Annotated in this window: 15 protein-coding genes and 1 pseudogene; 9 read left to right on the top strand and 7 right to left on the bottom strand. The window is 65.7% G+C overall.

All coding sequences use genetic code 11. The annotated features are described in order from the left end of the window. The first annotated feature begins 38 nt into the window (after window positions 1–38). Together K7W42_RS13565 and K7W42_RS13560 are read left to right on the top strand one after the other, a co-directional pair. Window positions 39–908 carry a metallophosphoesterase gene (locus K7W42_RS13565; protein WP_224575331.1) on the top strand — a complete coding sequence of 290 codons (870 nt, stop codon included), beginning with the start codon at window positions 39–41 and terminating at the stop codon, window positions 906–908. Window positions 909–998: 90 nt separating this feature from the next. Further along, a pseudogene (locus K7W42_RS13560) lies at window positions 999–1,142 on the top strand (hypothetical protein); the annotation flags it as partial. An 801-nt stretch (window positions 1,143–1,943) separates the two neighbouring features. Here the strand turns inward: K7W42_RS13560 and K7W42_RS13555 are convergent. Next, a complete protein-coding gene (locus tag K7W42_RS13555) occupies window positions 1,944–2,378 on the bottom strand; it encodes a hypothetical protein (protein ID WP_224575330.1) in 435 nt (144 codons plus the stop codon). Then, window positions 2,375–2,620 carry a hypothetical protein gene (locus K7W42_RS13550; RefSeq protein WP_224575328.1) on the bottom strand — a complete coding sequence of 82 codons (246 nt, stop codon included), beginning with the start codon at window positions 2,618–2,620 and terminating at the stop codon, window positions 2,375–2,377. Before K7W42_RS13550 ends, K7W42_RS13555 begins: the two co-directional genes overlap by 4 nt. A 196-nt stretch (window positions 2,621–2,816) precedes the next feature. Between K7W42_RS13550 and K7W42_RS13545 the strand changes: the two genes are divergently transcribed. The 5 genes from K7W42_RS13545 to K7W42_RS13525 all read left to right on the top strand — a co-directional run bounded on the left by K7W42_RS13545 (window position 2,817) and on the right by K7W42_RS13525 (window position 11,439). After that, window positions 2,817–7,622, top strand: coding sequence for a glutamate synthase-related protein (locus K7W42_RS13545; RefSeq protein ID WP_224575327.1), 4,806 nt, complete (start codon window positions 2,817–2,819; stop codon window positions 7,620–7,622). Between the two features lie 64 nt (window positions 7,623–7,686). Continuing rightward, window positions 7,687–9,153, top strand: a complete 1,467-nt coding sequence (locus tag K7W42_RS13540; RefSeq protein WP_224575326.1) for a glutamate synthase subunit beta — start codon at window positions 7,687–7,689, stop codon at window positions 9,151–9,153. Window positions 9,154–9,302: 149 nt separating this feature from the next. Further along, a complete protein-coding gene (locus tag K7W42_RS13535; protein WP_224575325.1) occupies window positions 9,303–9,695 on the top strand; it encodes a nuclear transport factor 2 family protein in 393 nt (130 codons plus the stop codon). Window positions 9,696–9,805: 110 nt separating this feature from the next. Continuing rightward, on the top strand, window positions 9,806–10,516 hold the full coding sequence (rlmB, locus tag K7W42_RS13530; RefSeq protein ID WP_224575324.1) for a 23S rRNA (guanosine(2251)-2'-O)-methyltransferase RlmB: 711 nt from the start codon (window positions 9,806–9,808) through the stop codon (window positions 10,514–10,516). After that, window positions 10,513–11,439 carry an aldose 1-epimerase gene (locus K7W42_RS13525; RefSeq protein WP_224575323.1) on the top strand — a complete coding sequence of 309 codons (927 nt, stop codon included), beginning with the start codon at window positions 10,513–10,515 and terminating at the stop codon, window positions 11,437–11,439. Before rlmB ends, K7W42_RS13525 begins: the two co-directional genes overlap by 4 nt. A gap of 435 nt (window positions 11,440–11,874) precedes the next feature. Here K7W42_RS13525 and K7W42_RS13520 read toward each other — a convergent pair whose 3' ends face one another. From K7W42_RS13520 to K7W42_RS13510, 3 genes are all read right to left on the bottom strand, one after another. Further along, window positions 11,875–12,096, bottom strand: a complete 222-nt coding sequence (locus K7W42_RS13520; protein ID WP_224575322.1) for a hypothetical protein — start codon at window positions 12,094–12,096, stop codon at window positions 11,875–11,877. A 75-nt stretch (window positions 12,097–12,171) separates the two neighbouring features. Then, window positions 12,172–12,780 carry a hypothetical protein gene (locus K7W42_RS13515; RefSeq protein ID WP_224575321.1) on the bottom strand — a complete coding sequence of 203 codons (609 nt, stop codon included), beginning with the start codon at window positions 12,778–12,780 and terminating at the stop codon, window positions 12,172–12,174. Between the two features lie 108 nt (window positions 12,781–12,888). Further along, a complete protein-coding gene (locus tag K7W42_RS13510) occupies window positions 12,889–13,215 on the bottom strand; it encodes a hypothetical protein (RefSeq protein ID WP_224575320.1) in 327 nt (108 codons plus the stop codon). 360 nt (window positions 13,216–13,575) lie between these two features. Between K7W42_RS13510 and K7W42_RS13505 the strand changes: the two genes are divergently transcribed. Continuing rightward, complete coding sequence (locus K7W42_RS13505) at window positions 13,576–14,865, top strand: Vgb family protein (RefSeq protein WP_224575319.1); 1,290 nt, start codon at window positions 13,576–13,578, stop codon at window positions 14,863–14,865. 303 nt (window positions 14,866–15,168) lie between these two features. Here the strand turns inward: K7W42_RS13505 and K7W42_RS13500 are convergent, their stop codons facing one another. Together K7W42_RS13500 and K7W42_RS13495 are read right to left on the bottom strand one after the other, a co-directional pair. Next, window positions 15,169–16,041, bottom strand: a complete 873-nt coding sequence (locus K7W42_RS13500; protein ID WP_224575318.1) for an ABC transporter permease subunit — start codon at window positions 16,039–16,041, stop codon at window positions 15,169–15,171. Next, window positions 16,034–17,005, bottom strand: coding sequence for an ABC transporter ATP-binding protein (locus K7W42_RS13495; RefSeq protein WP_224575317.1), 972 nt, complete (start codon window positions 17,003–17,005; stop codon window positions 16,034–16,036). The genes K7W42_RS13500 and K7W42_RS13495 overlap by 8 nt, the downstream gene beginning before the upstream one ends. Before the next feature lie 134 nt (window positions 17,006–17,139). On the opposite strand from K7W42_RS13495, the gene K7W42_RS13490 reads away from it, so the two are divergent. Further along, window positions 17,140–18,882: a GGDEF domain-containing protein gene (locus K7W42_RS13490; protein ID WP_224575315.1), complete on the top strand. Its 1,743-nt coding sequence runs from the start codon at window positions 17,140–17,142 to the stop codon at window positions 18,880–18,882. The last annotated feature ends 115 nt before the right edge of the window (window positions 18,883–18,997 follow it).

Raw genomic sequence — 18,997 nt, 5'->3', positions numbered from 1 at the left:
GGATGCCCCCGGCAGGGGCGCTGGCGTAGGGTCGGGGCATGGCAATGGTGACGAGGCGGCGGGTGCTGCGTGCCCTGGGCGGCGGCGGCCTGGGCCTGCTGGCGGCGGGCGGGCTGGGCACGGCGCAGGCCTACCGCTTCGGCGTGACCCGCCACGCCCGCCCGCTGCCGGGCCTGAAGGCGCCCCTGCGTGTGGTGTTCCTGACCGACCTGCACTACGGCCTGTATATCGGCGCGGGCAGCGTGCGCGCCTGGGTTGATGCGGCCAATGCCCAGACACCAGACCTGGTGCTGCTGGGCGGTGACCAGCTGGACAGCCGGCTGGATGAGGAACCGCAGGCGCTGCTGACCGAACTGGCCCGGCTGCGGGCGCCGCTGGGCGTTTACGGCGTGTGGGGCAACCACGATTACGGCAGCTTTGGCCGATATGGTGGCCGGCACTATGGCCCAGCGCGCACCGACTGGTCGGCCAAACGTGGGGTTCTGGAAGCGGCCTTTGCCAACGCGGGCGTAACCATCCTGCGCAATGCAGGCCGCCCCCTCAGGGATGACCTATATGTGGGCGGCGTGGATGACCTGTGGCACGGTCAGCCGGATGTGGGAACGGCGCTGGCCGGCGCCGGGGAGCGGGCCACCTTGCTGGTGACACACAATCCTGACCTGCTCCCCGCGTTGCCGCAGGAGGTGGGGCTGACCCTGTGCGGTCACACGCACGGCGGTCAGGTAAGGTTGCCCGTCATCGGCGCGCCAATGGTGCCCAGCCGCTACGGGCAGCGGTACGCCATGGGCTGGGTGGAAGGGGCACACGGCACGCCCGCTTATGTCAGCCGGGGGCTGGGCCTAAGCGGCATTCCATTTCGTAACCTCTGCGAGCCGGAAGTGACGGTGGTGGATTTGCAGCCTTGGTAGAGAGAGCATCCCTTCTACGTCACGGAGCGCTCGGACACCCAGCCCCGGCCTAAGCCGGAGGGGTATGAGGACCTCAGTGAGCAATGGGTCGGCGCAGGCCACCTCAAGATTGGCGATCAGATCAAGCAGGCCGATGGCACCATTGGGTTGGTCGCCAACGTCATCAACGTTCAGAAGACGCAGGAGATGTTCAACCTCACCGTCAGTGAGGCGCATACGTACTATGTGGGGTAGGACGGTTGGTTGGTGCATAACACGGATTGTGGTGATCTTCTCCTAGGTTTGAACGGGAGAATTCGTGGCAGTACAGGAGTTGGCCCCTTTAAGAAGCAGATACCTAATGGTATGCATTGGGAGGACTTAGGTCTGGACCCTCGAGCGGCAAATTTCGGTGAACAATTACTTAACGCCATGAAAGGTAATGATCGCATCCACTTTGATTTGACGGATATGATGATGATAACTGGCGAGGAAGTTGTTCTATTTGGGTCTAAGAATCTGATTCCTCTTGGTTTCACTAGCTAGGAATTAAGAACTATTTGGGACAAACCAGAATTAAGAGCAAAGACAACTTTCTGCCTCAATGGGAAGCCAATATCACCTAATAAGATATTGAAATTAAAACTATAGGAGATAAAATGGAATCCATAAGATATCTGATATGCAGGCCGAGGATGTATACGGTGCAGGGTACTGTTAATGAGATATTTTCGTTTCTAAATGGATACGCTGCAAGACATACAACCACTGCTGAAAGAGAGGTGATTGGAGAATGGGAATCTTTCAAAGACTTCCTTAGATCAAGATATAGCTGTGGAGATGATCATATCTTTATGTGTTTCTTCGACAAATTCGGTAATGGGGCAGAGGCATATGAGGAACTCAAGACAGCTTACGACAGTTTCGTAAATCATAGCGAAAGTCATAATGATCACAATATTTAAGCTTTTCATAAGGATTTAGCTTTCTGATTTATCTACACCACCTCATCTCCCCCAAGAGAATCCGCCACACGGCGGATTCTTTGTTTGGCAGCTACGGAATAACTACGGTGGTAAGGAGCAGGGCCACGTCCTCACCGCTCTCCGCTTCCGCAGCAAGCCTTTCCACCATCCCAGACGGCACTTTCGGCGGTTTCTCCAGTCCAGAAGGCCAGCAGCGAAGGTCTTGGGCTAGCCAGTAGCCCATTACGCGCCATAGCCACGCCCACAATTCCGGCGCACTTTCCCACCATTTGGCAAGTAACGCCCCTATCGCAAGGAAGCTGGCCTCTTCTCCTCGCTGGACTGCCGAGGCCCATTCTTCGTACAACGGTTGGAAAAGCGCGTCGTGTTTGCGCTTCCAATCGGGGTCAATCCTCGCCCATTCCCGCAGGGCTTTGCCAGCCCAGTCTGTCCACGCGGCGACCCATTGGGCGTGCAAGGCTACCTCTGCCTGTTCCAATTTCCTGCGCTTCGCTGCCGTGGTCATGATTTGTCCTGCTTCATGCCTGCCACAGCAGCCTCCAGTGTTTCCAATCGGGCCTCGTCCTCGCCAAGCGGGTACACCTTCACGGCAGAGGGCGACAGTACCGCCAGAAGTTGCGTGCCCTTGTTCCGCTTGGCCTCGTCCTCGCTGCTCGTCAATCCTTTGACGTGTTCCAGAGCGTTATCGGTGCATTCCACCAGCAGCTCACGGATATGGGGCAACCGCAGTTGCTCGCGTCTCGCCATTCGCGCCAAGTGCAGCCCGGCTCTGTCTGGGCGTCATCCCGACTGTCGCCGCACCTTCCCTTTGCCAACAAAAGGACGCAACACACCTTTAGACCCGTTATAAACAACGGGCCTGCATAGACATGCATCTGTCTGTATCGTGATTCTAACAGCCTGCACCCTGCAGGCACGTTTTACGCCAGAGGGGAGTGTCCACATGAACCGAACAGACAACCGGGTGACGCCGGAGGCAGTGCCGCACACCCCACCGAGCCCACAGGAGCTGCAGCAAGCGCGCGCCCAGGGCCTGTACGCCGCGCAGGAGCACGACGCCTGTGGCGTGGGCATGGTGGCGCACATCAAGGGCGTGCGCAGTCACAGCATCATCGCCCAGGGCCTGAAGATTCTGGAAAACCTGGACCACCGGGGCGCGGTGGGCGCCGATCCCCTGATGGGTGACGGGGCCGGCATCCTGATTCAGATTCCCGACGAGTTGTACCGCGCCGAGTTGAGCAAGCAGGGCGTCACCTTGCCGCGCCCCGGCGACTACGGCGTGGGCATGATCTTTCTGCCCAAGGAAATCGCCTCGCGCCGGGCCTGTGAGCAGGAATTGGAACGCGCCATTCGCGCAGAAGGGCAGCTGGTGCTGGGCTGGCGCGACGTGCCAGTCAGTGCCGAGATGCCCATGAGCCCTGCGGTGCGCGAGAAAGAACCCGTCATCCGGCAGGTGTTCATTGGTGCGGGCGCCGATACTCTGGTGCCCGACGCTCTGGAGCGCAAGCTGTATGTGATTCGCCGCCGGGCATCGAACGCCATTCGTGCCCTGAATTTCACCCACGGCGCGGAATATTACGTGCCGTCCATGTCGTGCCGCACAGTGATTTACAAAGGTCTGCTGCTGGCCAATCAGGTGGGCGAATACTACCTGGACCTGCAAGACGAGCGCGTGACCTCGGCGCTGGCCCTGGTGCATCAGCGCTTTTCGACGAACACCTTTCCCGAATGGCCGCTGGCGCACCCGTACCGCATGGTGGCCCACAACGGCGAGATCAACACCGTCAAGGGCAACTTCAACTGGATGCGGGCCCGTGAAGGGATCATGGTGTCTCCCGTGCTGGGCGACGACCTGAAAAAGCTCTACCCGATTTCCTTTGAGGGCGAGTCCGACACCGCCACGTTCGACAACGCGCTGGAGCTGCTGACCCTGGCGGGTTACCCCATGGCGCACGCGGCCATGATGATGATTCCCGAAGCCTGGGAAGGCAACACTGGCCTGGACCCGCGCCGCCGCGCCTTTTACGAGTACCACGCGTCCATGATGGAGCCCTGGGACGGCCCCGCCGCGATGGTCTTTACGGACGGACGGCAGGTCGGCGCCACCCTGGACCGCAACGGCCTGCGCCCCGCGCGCTACGTGCAGACGCGCGACGACCTCGTGATTCTGGCGTCCGAATCGGGGGTGCTGCCCATCCCCGAAAGCCGGATTGTCAAGAAGTGGCGCCTGCAACCGGGCCGCATGTTCCTGATTGATCTGGAACAGGGCCGAATTATTGAGGACGACGAACTGAAGATGCAGTTCGCCTCGGCGCGGCCCTACGCGCAGTGGGTGGAAAACACCCGCTTTCGCCTGGACGACTCTGAGGAAACCGGCACCGTGGGTCAGTTCCGCGAGTCGCTGCTGGACCGCCAGCAGGCGTTTGGCTACACCCAGGAAGACCTGAAGTTCCTGCTGGGGCCGATGGCGCTCAGCGGCGAGGAAGGCATTGGATCTATGGGCAATGACAGCCCGCTGGCCGTGCTGTCGGGCAAAAACAAGCCGCTGTACAGCTATTTCAAGCAGCTATTCGCCCAGGTGACCAACCCGCCGATTGACCCTATCCGCGAGGCCGTGGTCATGAGTCTGGTGTCGTTCGTGGGCCCGCGCCCGAACCTGCTGGACGTGAATGCGGTCAACCCGCAGCTGCGCCTGGAAGTCGAGCAGCCCATCCTGGATTTTGACGACATGGCCCGCCTGCGCACCATCGGTGAACACACGCGCGGCAAGTTCAAGGCGTATGAACTGGACATCACTTACCCCGCCGACTGGGGCCCGCGCGGCATAGAAGCCAAACTGGCGACCATCAACGCCCGCGCGGTGGACGCACTGGAGAACGGTCACAACATCATCATCGTGACCGACCGCCGCCTGGACCGCGACCGCGTGGCGATTCCCTCGCTGCTGGCGCTGAGTAGCGTACACCACCACCTCGTCAAGGCCGGACTGCGCATGACTACGGGCCTGGTCGTCGAAACCGGCGACGCCCGCGAGGTGCATCATTTTGCCGCGCTGGCCGGTTACGGCGCCGAAGCCGTTCACCCGTACCTGGCCCTGGAAACCCTGATCAACCTGCACACCGACGTACCCGGCATGCCCAGCCTGGCCGGGGTGGACGCCCACAAGGCCATTCGCAACTACATCAAGGCGATTGGCAAGGGCCTGAGCAAGATCATGTCGAAGATGGGCGTCAGCACCTACATGAGCTATAGCGGCGCGCAGCTGTTCGAAGCGATTGGGCTGAAGGCCGACTTCGTGGGCAAGTATTTTTACGGCACGCCCACCCAGGTCGGCGGCATCGGCATTTTCGAGGTGGCCGAGGAAGCGACCCGCAACCACCGCGCCGCCTTCAGCGCCGACCCCACGCTGGCCCATCACCTGGACGCGGGCGGTGAGTATGCCTGGCGCGTGCGCGGGGAAGATCACCTGTGGACGCCGGATTCGGTGGCGAAGCTGCAACACGCCGTTCGCAGCGGCTCGGCGGGGACCTACGAGGAATACGCCCGCCTGATCAACGACCAGAGCCGGCGGCACATGACCCTGCGCGGCCTCTTTGAATTCAAGACCGAAGGCGTCACCCCCGTACCGCTGGAAGAAGTAGAGCCCGCGAGCGAGATCGTCAAGCGCTTTGCCACCGGGGCCATGAGTCTGGGGTCTATTTCGACCGAGGCCCACACCACCCTGGCGGTCGCCATGAACCGCATCGGCGGCAAGAGCAACACGGGCGAGGGCGGTGAGGACCCGGCCCGCTACGAGCGCGAGATGCGCGGTGAAACGCTGGAGGAGGGGCACACGCTGGCCTCCCTGCTCGGGGACAGTCGCGTGGCTGTGGACTACCCGCTGCAAGCCGGCGACAGCCTGCGCTCCAAGATCAAGCAGGTGGCGTCGGGCCGCTTTGGCGTGACCACGACCTACCTGGCTTCAGCCGACCAGATTCAGATCAAGATGGCGCAGGGGGCCAAGCCCGGAGAAGGCGGTCAGCTGCCCGGCGGCAAGGTCAGCGAATACATCGGCTTTCTGCGCCACAGTGTGCCGGGCGTGGGCCTGATTTCCCCGCCGCCTCACCACGACATCTATTCCATTGAAGACCTCAAGCAGCTTATCCACGACCTGAAGAATGTCAACCCGCGCGCCGACATCTCGGTGAAACTGGTGTCGGAGATTGGAGTGGGAACGGTGGCAGCGGGGGTAGCGAAGTGCAAGGCCGACCACATCGTGATTGCCGGGCACGACGGCGGCACTGGGGCCAGCCCCTGGAGTTCCATCAAGCACGCTGGTAGCCCCTGGGAACTCGGCCTGGCCGAGGCGCAGCAGACGCTGGTGCTCAACCGCCTGCGCGACCGGGTGCGCGTGCAGACCGACGGGCAGCTCAAGACGGGCCGCGACGTGGTGGTGGCCGCCCTGCTGGGCGCCGATGAATTCGGCTTTGCCACCGCTCCGCTGGTCGCCCAGGGCTGCATCATGATGCGCAAGTGCCACCTGAACACCTGTCCTGTGGGCGTGGCGACCCAGGACCCGGTGCTGCGCGCCAAATTTACCGGCAAGCCCGAGCATGTCATCAACTACTTTTTCTTCGTGGCCGAGGAAGTGCGCGCGCTGATGGCCAGTCTGGGCATCCGTCAGGTGGACGACCTGATTGGTCGCAGCGACCTGCTCGACACCCGGAGGGGCATTGAGCACTGGAAGGCGCAGGGCCTGGACTTCAGCCGCGTGTTCTACCGCCCCGAGGTGCCCGAAGAGGTGGGCACCCGCCATCTGCACGCCCAGGAACATGGGCTGGAAGGGGCCCTGGACCTCACCCTCATCGAAAAGTGCCGTCCAGCCTTTGAACGCGGCGAGAAGGTTCATTTTCTGCAAGACGCGCGCAACGTCAACCGCAGCGTGGGGGCCATGCTGTCGGGTCAGCTGGTGCGGGTGCGCCCCGAGGGCCTGGCCGACAACACCGTGTTCGTGCAGATGGAAGGCACGGGCGGCCAGTCGTTCGGCGCGTTTCTGGCGCCGGGGCTGACCCTGTACCTGATCGGTGACGCCAACGATTACACCGGCAAGGGCCTGTCGGGCGGGCGCGTGGTGGTGCGGCCCAGCATCGAGTTCCGGGGCAAGGCCGAGGAGAACATCATCGTGGGCAACACGGTGCTCTACGGCGCGACCAGCGGCGAGGCCTTTTTCCGGGGTGTGGCGGGGGAGCGCTTCGGCGTGCGCCTGAGTGGAGCCTCTGCCGTCGTGGAAGGCACCGGGGACCACGGCTGCGAGTACATGACCGGCGGCACGGTGGTCGTGCTGGGCCAGACGGGGCGCAACTTCGCGGCGGGCATGAGCGGCGGCGTGGCCTACGTGTACGACGTGGACGGCCGGTTCGCTCAGCGCTGCAACCTCAGCATGGTCGGCCTGCATCCGGTTCTGCCCGAGGCCGAGCAGCTGGCCCAGACGCCCCTGGCGCTGCACGGCGGTCAGAGCGACGAAGCCCACCTCCGCACCCTGCTGGAAAGCCACCACAAGTGGACGGGTTCTCAGCGCGCCTCCGACCTGCTGGACCACTGGGACGCAGCCCTCAAACGGTTCGTGAAGGTGCTGCCGCATGAATATGCGCGGGCCTTGCAGGAGCGCTGCCGGCTGACAGACGGCACGGTTCAGGCCGCCGACACCACCTCTCTGCAGACCGGCCAGCCCGCTCAGAAGGTGGCCGGTCAGGGCACACTGACGAAATGACGCAGTTGGCTGAAGGCAAAAGGCCGTTAGGGACAGGCGCGCGCCGCATTCCACGGAGTACTCCATGAGCAAAATCACCGGATTTCTAGAGCAGCCGCGCGTGAAAGACCAGTACGCCCCGGTGGACGCCCGCCTGAGGCACTATCACGAGTTTCTGCTGCCTCTGGACAGTGGCAAGGCCCGCTTGCAGGCCACGCGCTGTATGGACTGCGGCATTCCGTTTTGCACCAGCGGATGCCCGGTCAATAACATCATTCCTGACTTCAATAACCTCGTGTATCAGGACGACTGGCGCAGCGCCCTGGACACCCTGCACTCCACGAACAACTTCCCGGAATTCACGGGCCGCATCTGCCCTGCGCCCTGTGAAGCCGCCTGCACCCTGAACATCAGTGACGACGCGGTGGGCATCAAATCCATCGAATTGGCGATCATCGAGCGGGGCTGGCAGGAGGGTTGGGTGGCACCACAGCTGCCCGCGCAACCCACGGGCAAGAAGGTCGCCGTGGTTGGTTCTGGGCCAGCAGGGCTGGCCGCTGCCCAGCAACTGGCCCGTGCCGGCCACGCGGTCACGGTGTTCGAGAAAAACGACCGTGTAGGTGGCCTGCTGCGCTACGGGATTCCCGATTTCAAGCTGGACAAGCACCATATTGACCGCCGCGTGGAGCAGCTGCAGGCCGAAGGCGTGACCTTCCGCACTGGTGTTCTGGTAGGCGCCTGGCCCGACGGCAGCCGCGTGACGAATCTGAGCAAGGAGACGGTGACGCCCGAGGAGCTCCGCGCCGACTTTGACGCCGTGCTGCTGGCCGGCGGCGCCGAGCAACCGCGCGACCTGCCGGTTCCGGGGCGCGAACTGGACGGCGTGCACTTTGCGATGGAATTTCTGCCGCAGCAAAACCGTGTCACCGCAGGCGACAAGCTGAAAAAGCAGCTGCGGGCTGAAGGCAAGCATGTGGTGGTGATCGGCGGCGGCGACACCGGCAGTGACTGCGTGGGCACCAGCAACCGCCACGGCGCGGCCAGCGTGACCCAATTTGAAGTCATGCCCCAGCCTCCCGAGCAGGAAAACAAGCCACTGGTCTGGCCGTACTGGCCCCTAAAGCTGCGCACCAGCACCAGCCATGAGGAAGGCGCTGTGCGTGAATTTGCCATTGCCACGAAGGAATTTATCGGCAAGGGCGGTAAGGTAACAGGGGTCAAAACCGTGCGCCTGGAGCTGCGTGAGGGCCAGTTGCAGGAGGTCGAAGGCAGCGAGACCGTCCACAAGGCCGACCTCGTGCTGCTGGCGATGGGCTTTGTCAGTCCAGTGGGCAGCGTCATGGACGCCTTTGGCGTGGACAAGGACGCGCGGGGCAACGCTCAGGCTGGAACCGACGAAGCCAGCGGCTACGCGACCAACGTGCCGGGCGTGTATGCCGCCGGCGACATGCGCCGGGGCCAGAGCCTGGTCGTCTGGGCCATCCGCGAGGGCCGCCAGGCGGCGCGCGCCATAGACGAAGCGCTGATGGGCGTCACGGCCCTGCCGCGCTAAAGCGTCAAGATCTGGCCGTCTCATCAGTTGACTGAGGCGGCTTCTTGCTGCCTGCCGTCCTCACCCAGTCCTGGCCGGTCCTTTACCCGTTCTTCAACGAGTGTCAGGGCCTACCCTCTGGCTATGCTGCGGGTGATGTGCTGGGCCGCATGACGAGTGCAAACGACAGCGGCACCACCCAGGCCTTCATGGCCGCCCTGCAAAATGCCGAGGCGTCCGGGCAGCTTGACGATCTGCTGGCCTTACATGCCGAGGGGGTCACGCTGCGCAATCTCAGCGCGCACAGCTGGCAGGGGCTGGACGGCGCCCGCGACTTCTGGCAGACGTACCTAGACAACTTTGACCAGATTCACAGCGAGTTCTCACGCAGTCAGGAGGCCAGCGGCCTGGGCCTGATGGAGTGGGAGGCCACAGGTCAGCTGAAGGGCGGGCGTGACATCGCCTACCGGGGCGTCAGCCTGATTGACCTTCAGGACGGCAAGGTGACGGCCTTCCGCACCTATTACGACAGCGCCGCCTTCGTGGTGCCGGCAGCCGAGTAAGCCACATGGATTCTCGTTAGAGGGAGGCCGGAGCAACAACCCGGTCTCCTTTGCTTTTTTCACTGCCCACAACCTACTCCCCACTTCCCAGCCCAGGTACACTGCCCCCTATGTTGCTGTACGGGCGGAATCCGGTGCTGGAAGCGTTACAGGGGGGCCGCGTCAGCGAGGTCCTGGTGGCGCGTGGGGTCGAGGACGCTTTTGTGGCGCAGCTCAAGGCGACGGGCGTGCGCCTGCGGTTTGCTCCCCGCATAGAACTGGATCAGTTGGCCGGCACCACCGCCCACCAGGGGGTGCTGGCCGAAGTCGAGGAACTGGCCTGGGCTGAGGTGGACGATATTCTCGACCTGGCTGAAAAGCGTGGCGAACCGCTGCTGATCGTTCTGCTGGACGGTATCACCGACCCGCGTAACTTTGGCGCCATCATCCGCAGCGCCGAGGTGCTGGGGGCCCACGGTGTGGTGGTGGAAGAACGCCGCAGTGCGCCTCTGTCGCCTGTGGTGGCCAAGACGGCGGCCGGGGCCACCTCTTACCTGCCAGTGGCCCAGACCAAGAACCTGCCACGCTTGATGGACGCCCTGAAAAAAGAAGGGGTCTGGGTGTATGGCGCGGCTGGCGAGGCTGCTGAGGACGTGCGGCGGCTGGATTTCAGCGGCGCCGTTGCGCTGGTGATTGGCGCCGAGGGCGAGGGCATGCGGCGCCTCGTGCGCGAAAAGTGCGACGCCCTGGTCAGTATTCCGGTGCGTGGGCAGGTGCAGAGCCTGAATGCCTCGGTGGCGGCAGGGATTCTGCTCTTCGAGATCACGCGGGGCCGCCCATGAGTGACCCTGGCCCGGTGGTCACACTGCGCAGCGAGGCCCTGACCCTGGAGGTGCTGCCAGAGCTGGGCGCCAGTGTCCTGAATCTGCGGGCGACCTCGGGGCGGCCTGTGCTGCGGCCTGTGGCGCTGGCCGACGTGCACAAGAGCAGCAACTGCGCCAGTTTTACCCTGCTGCCTTATAGCAACCGCATTCGTGGCGCCCGGTTTCCCTTTGGGGGCGAGGAGGTGGTGCTACAGCCCAACACAGGGGGCGGCCTGGCCCAGCACGGCGACGTGCGTAACCGCCCGTGGCAGCTGGAGACGCAGTCAGAGGCCCATCTACGCGCCGCTTTCGACAGCCGCACCTTTGCCGATATGAACTGGCCCTGGGCCTTTACGGCGGCGGTGGAGTACCGCCTGCACGGGCTGCACCTTGACACGACAGTGACGCTGACCAACGCCGACACGCGACCTATGCCCGCCGGGCTGGGCCTGCATCCGTATTTTGCGCGGCAGGTGGGGGGCGGGCCTGACCCCACCCTGGAAGTGGGGGCCGAATTGATTTACGACACCGGCGCCGATCTGCTGCCGACGGGGGCCGCCCGTCCGCTTCAGGCAGCCGAGGATTACCGCCAGCCGCGTGCGGTGGGGCCGCGTCAGATTGACGCCGCCTATACCGCCTGGGACGGCACCGCCCGCCTGGACTGGGGGGAGCAGGCCATTGTGCTGACAGCCGACAACGTGTACTCGCATCTGGTCGTCTTTACAGCGCCCGACGGCAGCCTGGCGCTAGAGCCGGTGTCGCACGCCACCGACGCGTTCAATCTGGCCGCACGTGGCGTCGGCGGGGTAGACCTGCGCGTCCTGGCGCCTGGGCAGACCCTGGCGGGCACGGTGCGCTTCACACTCGAAGGCGATTGGACGGCCGAGGAACCTCAGGGCTAGCGGTCAGGCCCTGCGGATGCCGCTTCTGGTCAAGGGACGTGAACGGCATCAGGCGCCAGCAGCTCGAAAGTTATAAGAAGCCCCAACAGCTTGAAGGGATATGGCCCTCAACTCTGCTGGGGTGAACGAACTTGCGAAGCGGCGCGGTAAGGGAACTCATGCGACGAATGGGCAGCCTCACGGCAGCGGCAAATGCCGCCCTTCAGCCAACACTTCCCCTCAACTCCATTTCTGTCTCTTGGGCACACTGCCCTCGTTTGCGCTCAGGTAATTGAGAGAGAAACCCTCAGTCACTCTGGGTTCTGCGATCAATGGAGCAAATGATGGCGCTTGTTGACCGTCAATTGCACAGGAGACGATTGCCAGCACATGGCGCACAGTCAGAGACCAGGGGTACACGCGCTGGCGGTCTGCTGTCTTCCGCCCCTCGCTTCCTCAGCTGGCTGTCGCCAGCAGCACACCCTGCCCGTCGCGCAGTTCGAAGTTCGAGCGGTCCCGGCCCCTTAGCCAGCGCAGGGCGTCCAGAAGGTCATCAGTTTCTTTCACGACTTCGGGTGGGCGGCCCAGGTCACCAGGCCACAGGATGCGGTAGGCGCGCAGCGGCGGAGGCGCCTGCCAGCGCTCGCCCTCGTCTTCTTTTACAAAGGCTCTCGACATATTCCTCAGTGTGTCGCACCCCCGTGACAGAGACGTGGCGGGCAGGTACAGACGAATTCATGAGTTGGCCGCGCTTCAGCGCTGACTGGAAGGCAGGGCCAGGAGTGGCCCAGGCCGGACGGCGGTGACTTCACCGTGGGGCGACACCGCCAGAATGTGCTGCTCAGCCAGCGTCCAGAGGGCGCGGTGAACGGCCATTTCGTGTCCCGCGCCACCGCCGGGGGCCAGGCGGTCCAGCAGTTCGGTGTAACGCAGCGTGCCAGCCTCGCCGCCTGCCCAGGGGGTCACGGCAACCACAGCGCGCAGCACCTGGCGCTGCTCTGGGGTCTGGGCCTGGCCCAGCAGGGTTTCGCGGGCCCGGAGCTGGGCGGCGCGCGCTTCACGGGCAGCGCGGCGCGCGGCCAGGGCGGCCAGGGTTTCGGGGTCACCGGGTTGGCCCGCGCGGCGCTCGTCAAGCAGCTGCTCTAGCCGGCTGTCGGCGCGGGCCTGGGCCTGATCACGCAGGCCGCGCGCGCCCGTTTTCAGGCGTCCGGCCGCCCCCTGCACTGCCGGCGTGACCAGGGCCGAAGCGGCCTGCCGCGCGGCGCGCAGTGGGCTGGCCGGCGCGTCGTCCTGAGGGTCAGGCTCGCGCAGGGCGCGGCCCAGGCGAATCAGGGTGTTCAGGGTGCGGCGGGGTTGACTCATGGCATGCGTCCTCTGGTGCCCAGCTTACGCTCTCAGGCCCTGCCGCCGCGTCCACCCAAAGCAGGAGCGCGGCCCCTATGGTGGGGCCGCGCTCAGGACTGACGGGCTTCAGGCGGCGGGGGCCTGGGCCGTCACCTCGGCGTTGGCCGAGGGGGTCAGGGTCAGGGTCTTGGGCTGGGCTGGGGCGCGCTCGGGCCGCAGGGCGCCGATGGCCATGCCGCTCAGGCTGACGGCCGCGACAGCCGCCCACAGCCAGCGGCTGGGTGTGGGGTCCAGCAGGGTCGCCAGCAGAATGAGAGCGCTGGAGACCGCGCCGTGCGCCAGGGCGGGCAGCAGGAAGGCGCCACCGGCCCGGTGCGCCTGTGCGAAGCGGCGGCCAAAGTGCAGGCCCGAGGTGAGGGCAATCAGCGCGCAGAGCAACAGGGTCGGTTCCATAGCGCTCACCTTACGCACTGCCCTCTCACGAAAGCGTCACGGCACCCCAAACTCAGATTGCATTAAGATGAAAAACCTGCGCCCAGCGGTTGTTTTTAATGCGAAGTGGTCAGCCGTTGGCAGAGGCAAGGGTGATGACCGTCCGTCTTCTTCTCGTGGCTAAAATATGCGTGTAGAACGTTATTTTCTCTTCCTTATGACGGTGGGCCGCTGGTCCCACGGAGTATCGGGCGCCCCTGTCTTGTCACAGTGCAGTTGTAAGACTTTGACAGAGGCGAGCCTCGGAACAGGACCGACGATGAACGCCGGGTCAACTCCGCGTCAGACGGCGGCCATCCCAGGCGGAGTGAAATAGGAGGCATGAAGCGACGCCTGACCTCACTGTCTGCCGCCCTCCTGCTGGGGACAGTGCTGCTGGTGGCCTGCGGTTCCTCGGCACCAGGCAGTTCGGCCCAGCCCGTCACTGGGGATGTCACCGCCCTCACCGAGCAATTGCCAGTCAGTGGGGACGTCCCCACCAGTGGCCGGCTGCGGCTCAGCCGCGTGGTGCCAGCGGCTCTGCGGGTCACGGTCGACAGCACGCCGGCTGGCGTCACGGTCACGCCCGGTCCTCCGGTGGCCGATGGCCCCGACAGTCTGGTCGCTCTGGCGGTGACAGGGCGCGGCGCTGGTCTGGTGACCCTGAGTGTCAGCGTCGGCGGTAGCCCGGCGGCGCGGGTGACTGTGCCGCTGGCCGAACTTCAACTTCAGTCGCTGGGCGGCGCGGCGCCCTACGTGGCGGCGGCAGGTGTGGCGGCGCCGGGCGGCGTGTTGCTGCGCGCCCCGGCCAACGCCGAGGAGGAGCGGCGGCATAGCCTGCGGCTGGTGGCGGGCCAGACGGTCACCCTGCTGCCCTTTGCGCTTCAGGGCTTCGAGGCCATTACCAGCCATGCCACGCGCGGCGCCGAGGTCTGGGTGGCGGTGCGTGGCGTCACCAGTGCGGGCAGCTTCCTGCTGCGCCGGGAGGCGAACGGTCAGGTTACCCGCTTTGCGGCCGGCACCACCGACACCCTGAACCATCTGACGCCAGCGCCGGACGGCCGGGTGTGGTTCACGGCTTACGGGCAGGCTGCCCTGCTGAGCCTGGACCCGGTCAGCGGCGCCGTGCGGCGGCAGGAGGTCGAAGGCGGCCTGCCCGAGACCCTGGTCAGCGCCCCCGACGGCACGCTGTATTACACCCGGCGCGGCACGGCCCCGGCTGTGGTGGCCTTTTCGCCGGTGACTGGCCAGACCCGCGCCTACCCGGTCGGGACAGCCAATGTCAGTGTGCCTGAAGCCCTGCACGCGGCCCCTGACGGCACCCTCTGGTTCACCGAGACCCGCACCGGCGCTGTGTGGAATCTGGAGCCCCACAGCGGCGCCCAGCGCAGCCTGACCCTGCCAGCCGGCACCCGGCCCAGCGCCCTGGCTGTGACGGCCAGTGGCACGCTCTGGGTGGCTGACCAGAGCCGCGCAACCCTGCTGCGTGTGCCAGCCGGGGCGTCCTCTGGAGCATTCTTGCCAGTGCCGGCGGCGGCCCCGACCGGGCCCCGCGCCCTGACCGTAACGCCCGAAGGTGCGCTGTGGTTCGAGAGTGGAGGGCAGCTGGCTAAGGTGATTAATGGCGGATGAGGACGCCTCAGCCAACCACGGGGCTGTGACGTGTGGTGTGGAGCACAGCCCAGAGCCAATGAGGAAAGCTCTGGGCAACTTTGGGAGAAATAGGTCGAGGCGACGGGCTAGCGGTTGAAGTGAAAGTGATGGATCTCTTCTCCTGCCTTGCATGCAGAGGAATACGGTTCTAGCCGCTCTCCAGCAGGGACTGAAGTGGAAAGGACTTGGAAGGCGGCACGAGTAGGGTGCAGGGCATGAACTTGGCAGACTGACGCTCTCCGGCGGGACATGCCACAGACGACCATCTCTACTCTCAGCCGCCTACAAATCCCGCTGGCTGAAGCGCCACATGGCGCCGGCCACCGCCAGCAGAGTCAGGACCACAGCCCAGCCCACCAGCGCCGGCGCCACCGGGTCGGCACTGAAAAAGGGGTTGGCGCCGCGCGTCATCTCGCCCACCTGACGCAAAAAAGGCGGCTGAAGGTGATAGCTGGCGCCCAGCCACAGGGCGTTGGTGGGCATCAAGGTATTTGCAGCGCGGCCAAGAGTGGTCAGCGTAGGGGTGGCGGCCAGGCCACCGATAGCGCTGAGAATCCCGCCGGTAAAGCCCACGCCGTACAGCACAAAAACGCCAATGCCGTTGGCCAGGGTGGTAAAGAGGGTGCTGCCCAGCACCGTCAGGGCGGTCAGCAGGGCCACCGCCAGCAGCAGCAGGGCCGCCGCCGGCAGGGCGCCGTCTGGCAGGTAGCCGGTAATGGCGTAGATGCCTCCTAGCAGTCCGGCCGACAGCAGGGCCACATACACGACATTGACCGCGGCAAACCCCAGCCAGCGTCCGGCAACCAGCTGCGCGCGGGTGACGGGCCGCGCAATGACGCTCTGCATCACGCCGCTTTCGATGTCGCCGCTGACGGCCCCCACCGTGGACAGCACAGCCATCAGAGACCCCAGGAAGTACACCAGGTACATGCCAAACAGGGCGGCATAGATCACGGGGGCATTGGACGCCCCTGTCAGGCTGCGCCCGTCCAGGCCGGCGTCCAACGCGCGCTGGTCCAGCGTCAGGTCCAGGCGGTACACACCGTAGAGAAAGAAGCCCAGAAAGGCCGCGCTCAGGAGCAGCAGCACGCTGACCAGGCGCTTGCGGGTGGCCTCGCGCAGCGAGAGTTCGGCCATCAGCAGGACATTACGCACGGGCGGCCTCCTGGGCGGCGCGGCGGCGGCGCTCGGGCGTGTCTTCAATGAGGTCCAGAAACATTGTTTCCAGGTCGGGACGGCGAGGACTGAGGGCATACAGGCGTGCGCCCGCCGCGTGCAGGGCGTCGGCCACGGCAGGCAGAACGTCTTCGCCGCTCAGCCACAGTTCCAGGTCGGCGCGGCCGGGCGTGTTCGTGTCGGTGTGCCGGACCTCGCCCAGCCCCCGCAGGGTGTCCAGCAGCCCTGATGGCAGATGCGACACCCGGATATCGACTGGCAGTACCCCGCCCATCAGGTCGCGCATGCTGCCCTGCTGAAGCACCCGGCCGCGCTTGACAAAAGCCACGCGGTCACAGACCTGCTCCACCTCGGCCAGCAGGTGAGAATTCAGGAAAACCGCCACCCCGTCGGCGCGCAGCCGCTCGATAATCTCGCGCACCTCCACCCGGCCAATGGGGTCCAGGGCGCTGGTGGGCTCGTCCAGAAAGACCAGCCGGGGCCGCGCCAGAATGGCCCCGGCCAGACCGGCGCGCTGAAGCATGCCCTTGCTGTAGCCGCCCAGGGTCTCGCCGCCGCGCCCACCCAGACCCACGGTTTCCAGCACCTCGGGCACCCGGCGGCGCAGTTCGTCAGCCCTCAGGCCCGCCAGGCGGCCGTGGAACCGCAGAAACTCCTCGCCCGTCATCCAGGTCTGAAATCGGAATTGCTCGGGCAAAAAGCCTAGCTGGGCGCGGATCTGGGGGCTCTGGGGTCGCCCGCCCAGGACCTGCAGTGCGCCGCCCGTAGGCTTCACCAGGCCCAGCAACATCTTGACGGTGGTGCTTTTGCCGGCGCCGTTGGGGCCCAGAAACCCGAAGACCTCGCCCTGTGGCACAGTCAGATTCAGGCCGTCCACCACCGCCCGGCCCCGGTAGGCCTTGCGGAGGTCCTGCGTTTCGATGGCATTCACTCTTGTCAGCATAGGCGTGTGCCTAGTCCGGCCGCGTCCTCCTTTTGCAGGGGACCGCTGGCTGGCCCCGACCCCCCCCAGTTCCCCCACTAGACACTGAGACCTTTTTCAGGGTTCTGCTGGACTGGGCGTGGAGAATAGGAGGGATGCCGGCGGCCTGCGACCCCAAGACCCAGCCCAGGCCGGCCCAGGCACAGACGCCGCTGTGGGACGTGCTGCCCCCTGACACGCCCGCTCACCTGACCGAGCAGTTGCATGCGGCGCCCCCTGGCGAGGCCCGTGCCCTGGCCCTAGTGGCCCTGGCCCGTGCCGTGCGCGACACGACCCCTAGCGGTGCGCTGACCCTGGGGGAGGCCGCGCTGGACGAGGCCCTGCGCGCCGACTCGCCGCGCGCGGCGGTGCTGGCTCTGGTGGGCCTGGGGTACGTGAGTGCCAGCCTGGGGCAGCCCGCGCGCGCCCATGACGTTGTGTCGCGCGCCCAGACCCTAGCCGAGGAACACGGCCTGATGGACCTGCGTTCGGCGGTGCTGAACAACCGCGCCCTGACCCAGATTGTCAGCGGGCAGTGGAGCGGCGCCGCCCAGGACCTGAACGACGCCTTGGACGCAGCGCAAAGTGCTGGCAGTCCCCAGGACTACGGCAACGCCCTGATTAACCTGGCGTGGCTGGCCAACCTGCGGGGGGACGCTAAGGGGGCGCTGCACCAGTTGAACGTGCTGGAGGAACACATTCACCGGCAGGACGCGCCCCTGCAAAACGACCTCTGGCCCTACCTGCACGAGAACCGCGCCCACGCCTACGTGACGCTGGCGCGGCAGGCGCGGGCCCTGGGGCGCGCCGAGGCCCAGCAGCAGGCCGCTGCGCAGGGCCTGATGGTGCTGCGCGCCGCCGACGCGGCCCTGCGGGCTGTGCCCAACCTGACCACCGAACTGCTGTGCGCCGCCCACCGTTCGGCTTTGCTGCTCCTGCAAGGTGACCTGGACGGCGCGCGGGCCGCCGCCTGCCGCAGCGCCGACCTGAGCCAGCACACCCAGCAGCGCCTCTACACCGAGCCGCACCTGTCGCTGGCCGAGGTGCTGGACGCCCAGGGTGACCCTGCGGGCGCGCTGGCCGAGTACAGCGCCGCCCTGGAGATCGTGCGCGCCCAGCGCCGTCACCTCGACACCCAATTGATCCTCCAGTCGGTCAGTGCGCTGCATGAGCGCCAGGGTCAGCTGGCCGCCGCCCTGGGCGCGGCGCGGGAAGCCCTGGACAGTGCCCAGGCGGCGCTGCACCACATGGGCGAGGCGGCGCTGCACCACCAGCACCTGGACCAGGAGCTGCGGCAGGCCCGCGCCGACGCGAGTTCCTGGCAGGACCGCCTGCGCCGCGCCGAGCGGCTGGCCCGCCAAGACGCCCTGACCGGCGTGCTGAACCGGCGCGGCCTGGAAGAAGGCATGCAACTGCTGCGCCGTCAGGAAGAGGGCAGCGCCCTGGCCGGCTGGTCGCTGCTGGCCGCCGTGTTCGTGGACATAGACCATTTCAAGAGCGTCAATGACCGCTTCTCGCACACCCACGGCGACCGGGTGCTGCAGGTGGTGGCCAGGCTGCTGTCGCAGGTGGCGGCCCAGGCCCGGCCCGGCACCCTGGTGGGCCGCTACGGCGGCGAGGAGTTTGTGCTGGTGGCGCCCATCCGCGCGCCGGGGCAGGCCCAGGCGCTGGCCGAAGCCTGCCGCCAGGCCGTCGAGGCGCACGAGTGGTCGGCGCTGCTGCCCAGCATGAACCTGACCGCCAGCGTGGGCTACGCCGTCGAGCGTCCCGAACGTCTGCCTGCCGCCCTGCATGCTGCTGACGACCACCTGTACCGCGCCAAGCGGGCCGGGCGCAACCAGGTGCATCCGCCTGGGTAAGGGAAGTGGGGAGTAGGCAGGAGGAAATGGGAAAGGCTCGGGGGCTGGGGTAGGGAGAAGGCAGCGCTTGGAAAGCCACCTCCAGGGCACCGAGTTGAACCGTCCCTGAAATGAT

It is taken from the genome of Deinococcus betulae (genome assembly GCF_020166395.1).
GTDB classification, from domain to species: Bacteria; Deinococcota; Deinococci; order Deinococcales; family Deinococcaceae; genus Deinococcus; species Deinococcus betulae.
This window is presented reverse-complemented; position numbering and strand designations above follow the sequence as displayed.

Coding starts and splice junctions, on each gene's coding strand:
- K7W42_RS13550 (WP_224575328.1), bottom strand. CDS start 2,620: ATGGCGAGACGCGAGCAACTGCGGTTGCCCCATATCCGTGAGCTGCTG.
- K7W42_RS13515 (WP_224575321.1), bottom strand. CDS start 12,780: ATGAGTCAACCCCGCCGCACCCTGAACACCCTGATTCGCCTGGGCCGC.
- K7W42_RS13545 (WP_224575327.1), top strand. CDS start 2,817: ATGAACCGAACAGACAACCGGGTGACGCCGGAGGCAGTGCCGCACACC.
- K7W42_RS13510 (WP_224575320.1), bottom strand. CDS start 13,215: ATGGAACCGACCCTGTTGCTCTGCGCGCTGATTGCCCTCACCTCGGGC.
- K7W42_RS13555 (WP_224575330.1), bottom strand. CDS start 2,378: ATGACCACGGCAGCGAAGCGCAGGAAATTGGAACAGGCAGAGGTAGCC.
- K7W42_RS13495 (WP_224575317.1), bottom strand. CDS start 17,005: ATGCTGACAAGAGTGAATGCCATCGAAACGCAGGACCTCCGCAAGGCC.
- K7W42_RS13540 (WP_224575326.1), top strand. CDS start 7,687: ATGAGCAAAATCACCGGATTTCTAGAGCAGCCGCGCGTGAAAGACCAG.
- K7W42_RS13525 (WP_224575323.1), top strand. CDS start 10,513: ATGAGTGACCCTGGCCCGGTGGTCACACTGCGCAGCGAGGCCCTGACC.
- K7W42_RS13520 (WP_224575322.1), bottom strand. CDS start 12,096: ATGTCGAGAGCCTTTGTAAAAGAAGACGAGGGCGAGCGCTGGCAGGCG.
- rlmB (WP_224575324.1), top strand. CDS start 9,806: ATGTTGCTGTACGGGCGGAATCCGGTGCTGGAAGCGTTACAGGGGGGC.
- K7W42_RS13505 (WP_224575319.1), top strand. CDS start 13,576: ATGAAGCGACGCCTGACCTCACTGTCTGCCGCCCTCCTGCTGGGGACA.
- K7W42_RS13490 (WP_224575315.1), top strand. CDS start 17,140: ATGCCGGCGGCCTGCGACCCCAAGACCCAGCCCAGGCCGGCCCAGGCA.
- K7W42_RS13535 (WP_224575325.1), top strand. CDS start 9,303: ATGACGAGTGCAAACGACAGCGGCACCACCCAGGCCTTCATGGCCGCC.
- K7W42_RS13565 (WP_224575331.1), top strand. CDS start 39: ATGGCAATGGTGACGAGGCGGCGGGTGCTGCGTGCCCTGGGCGGCGGC.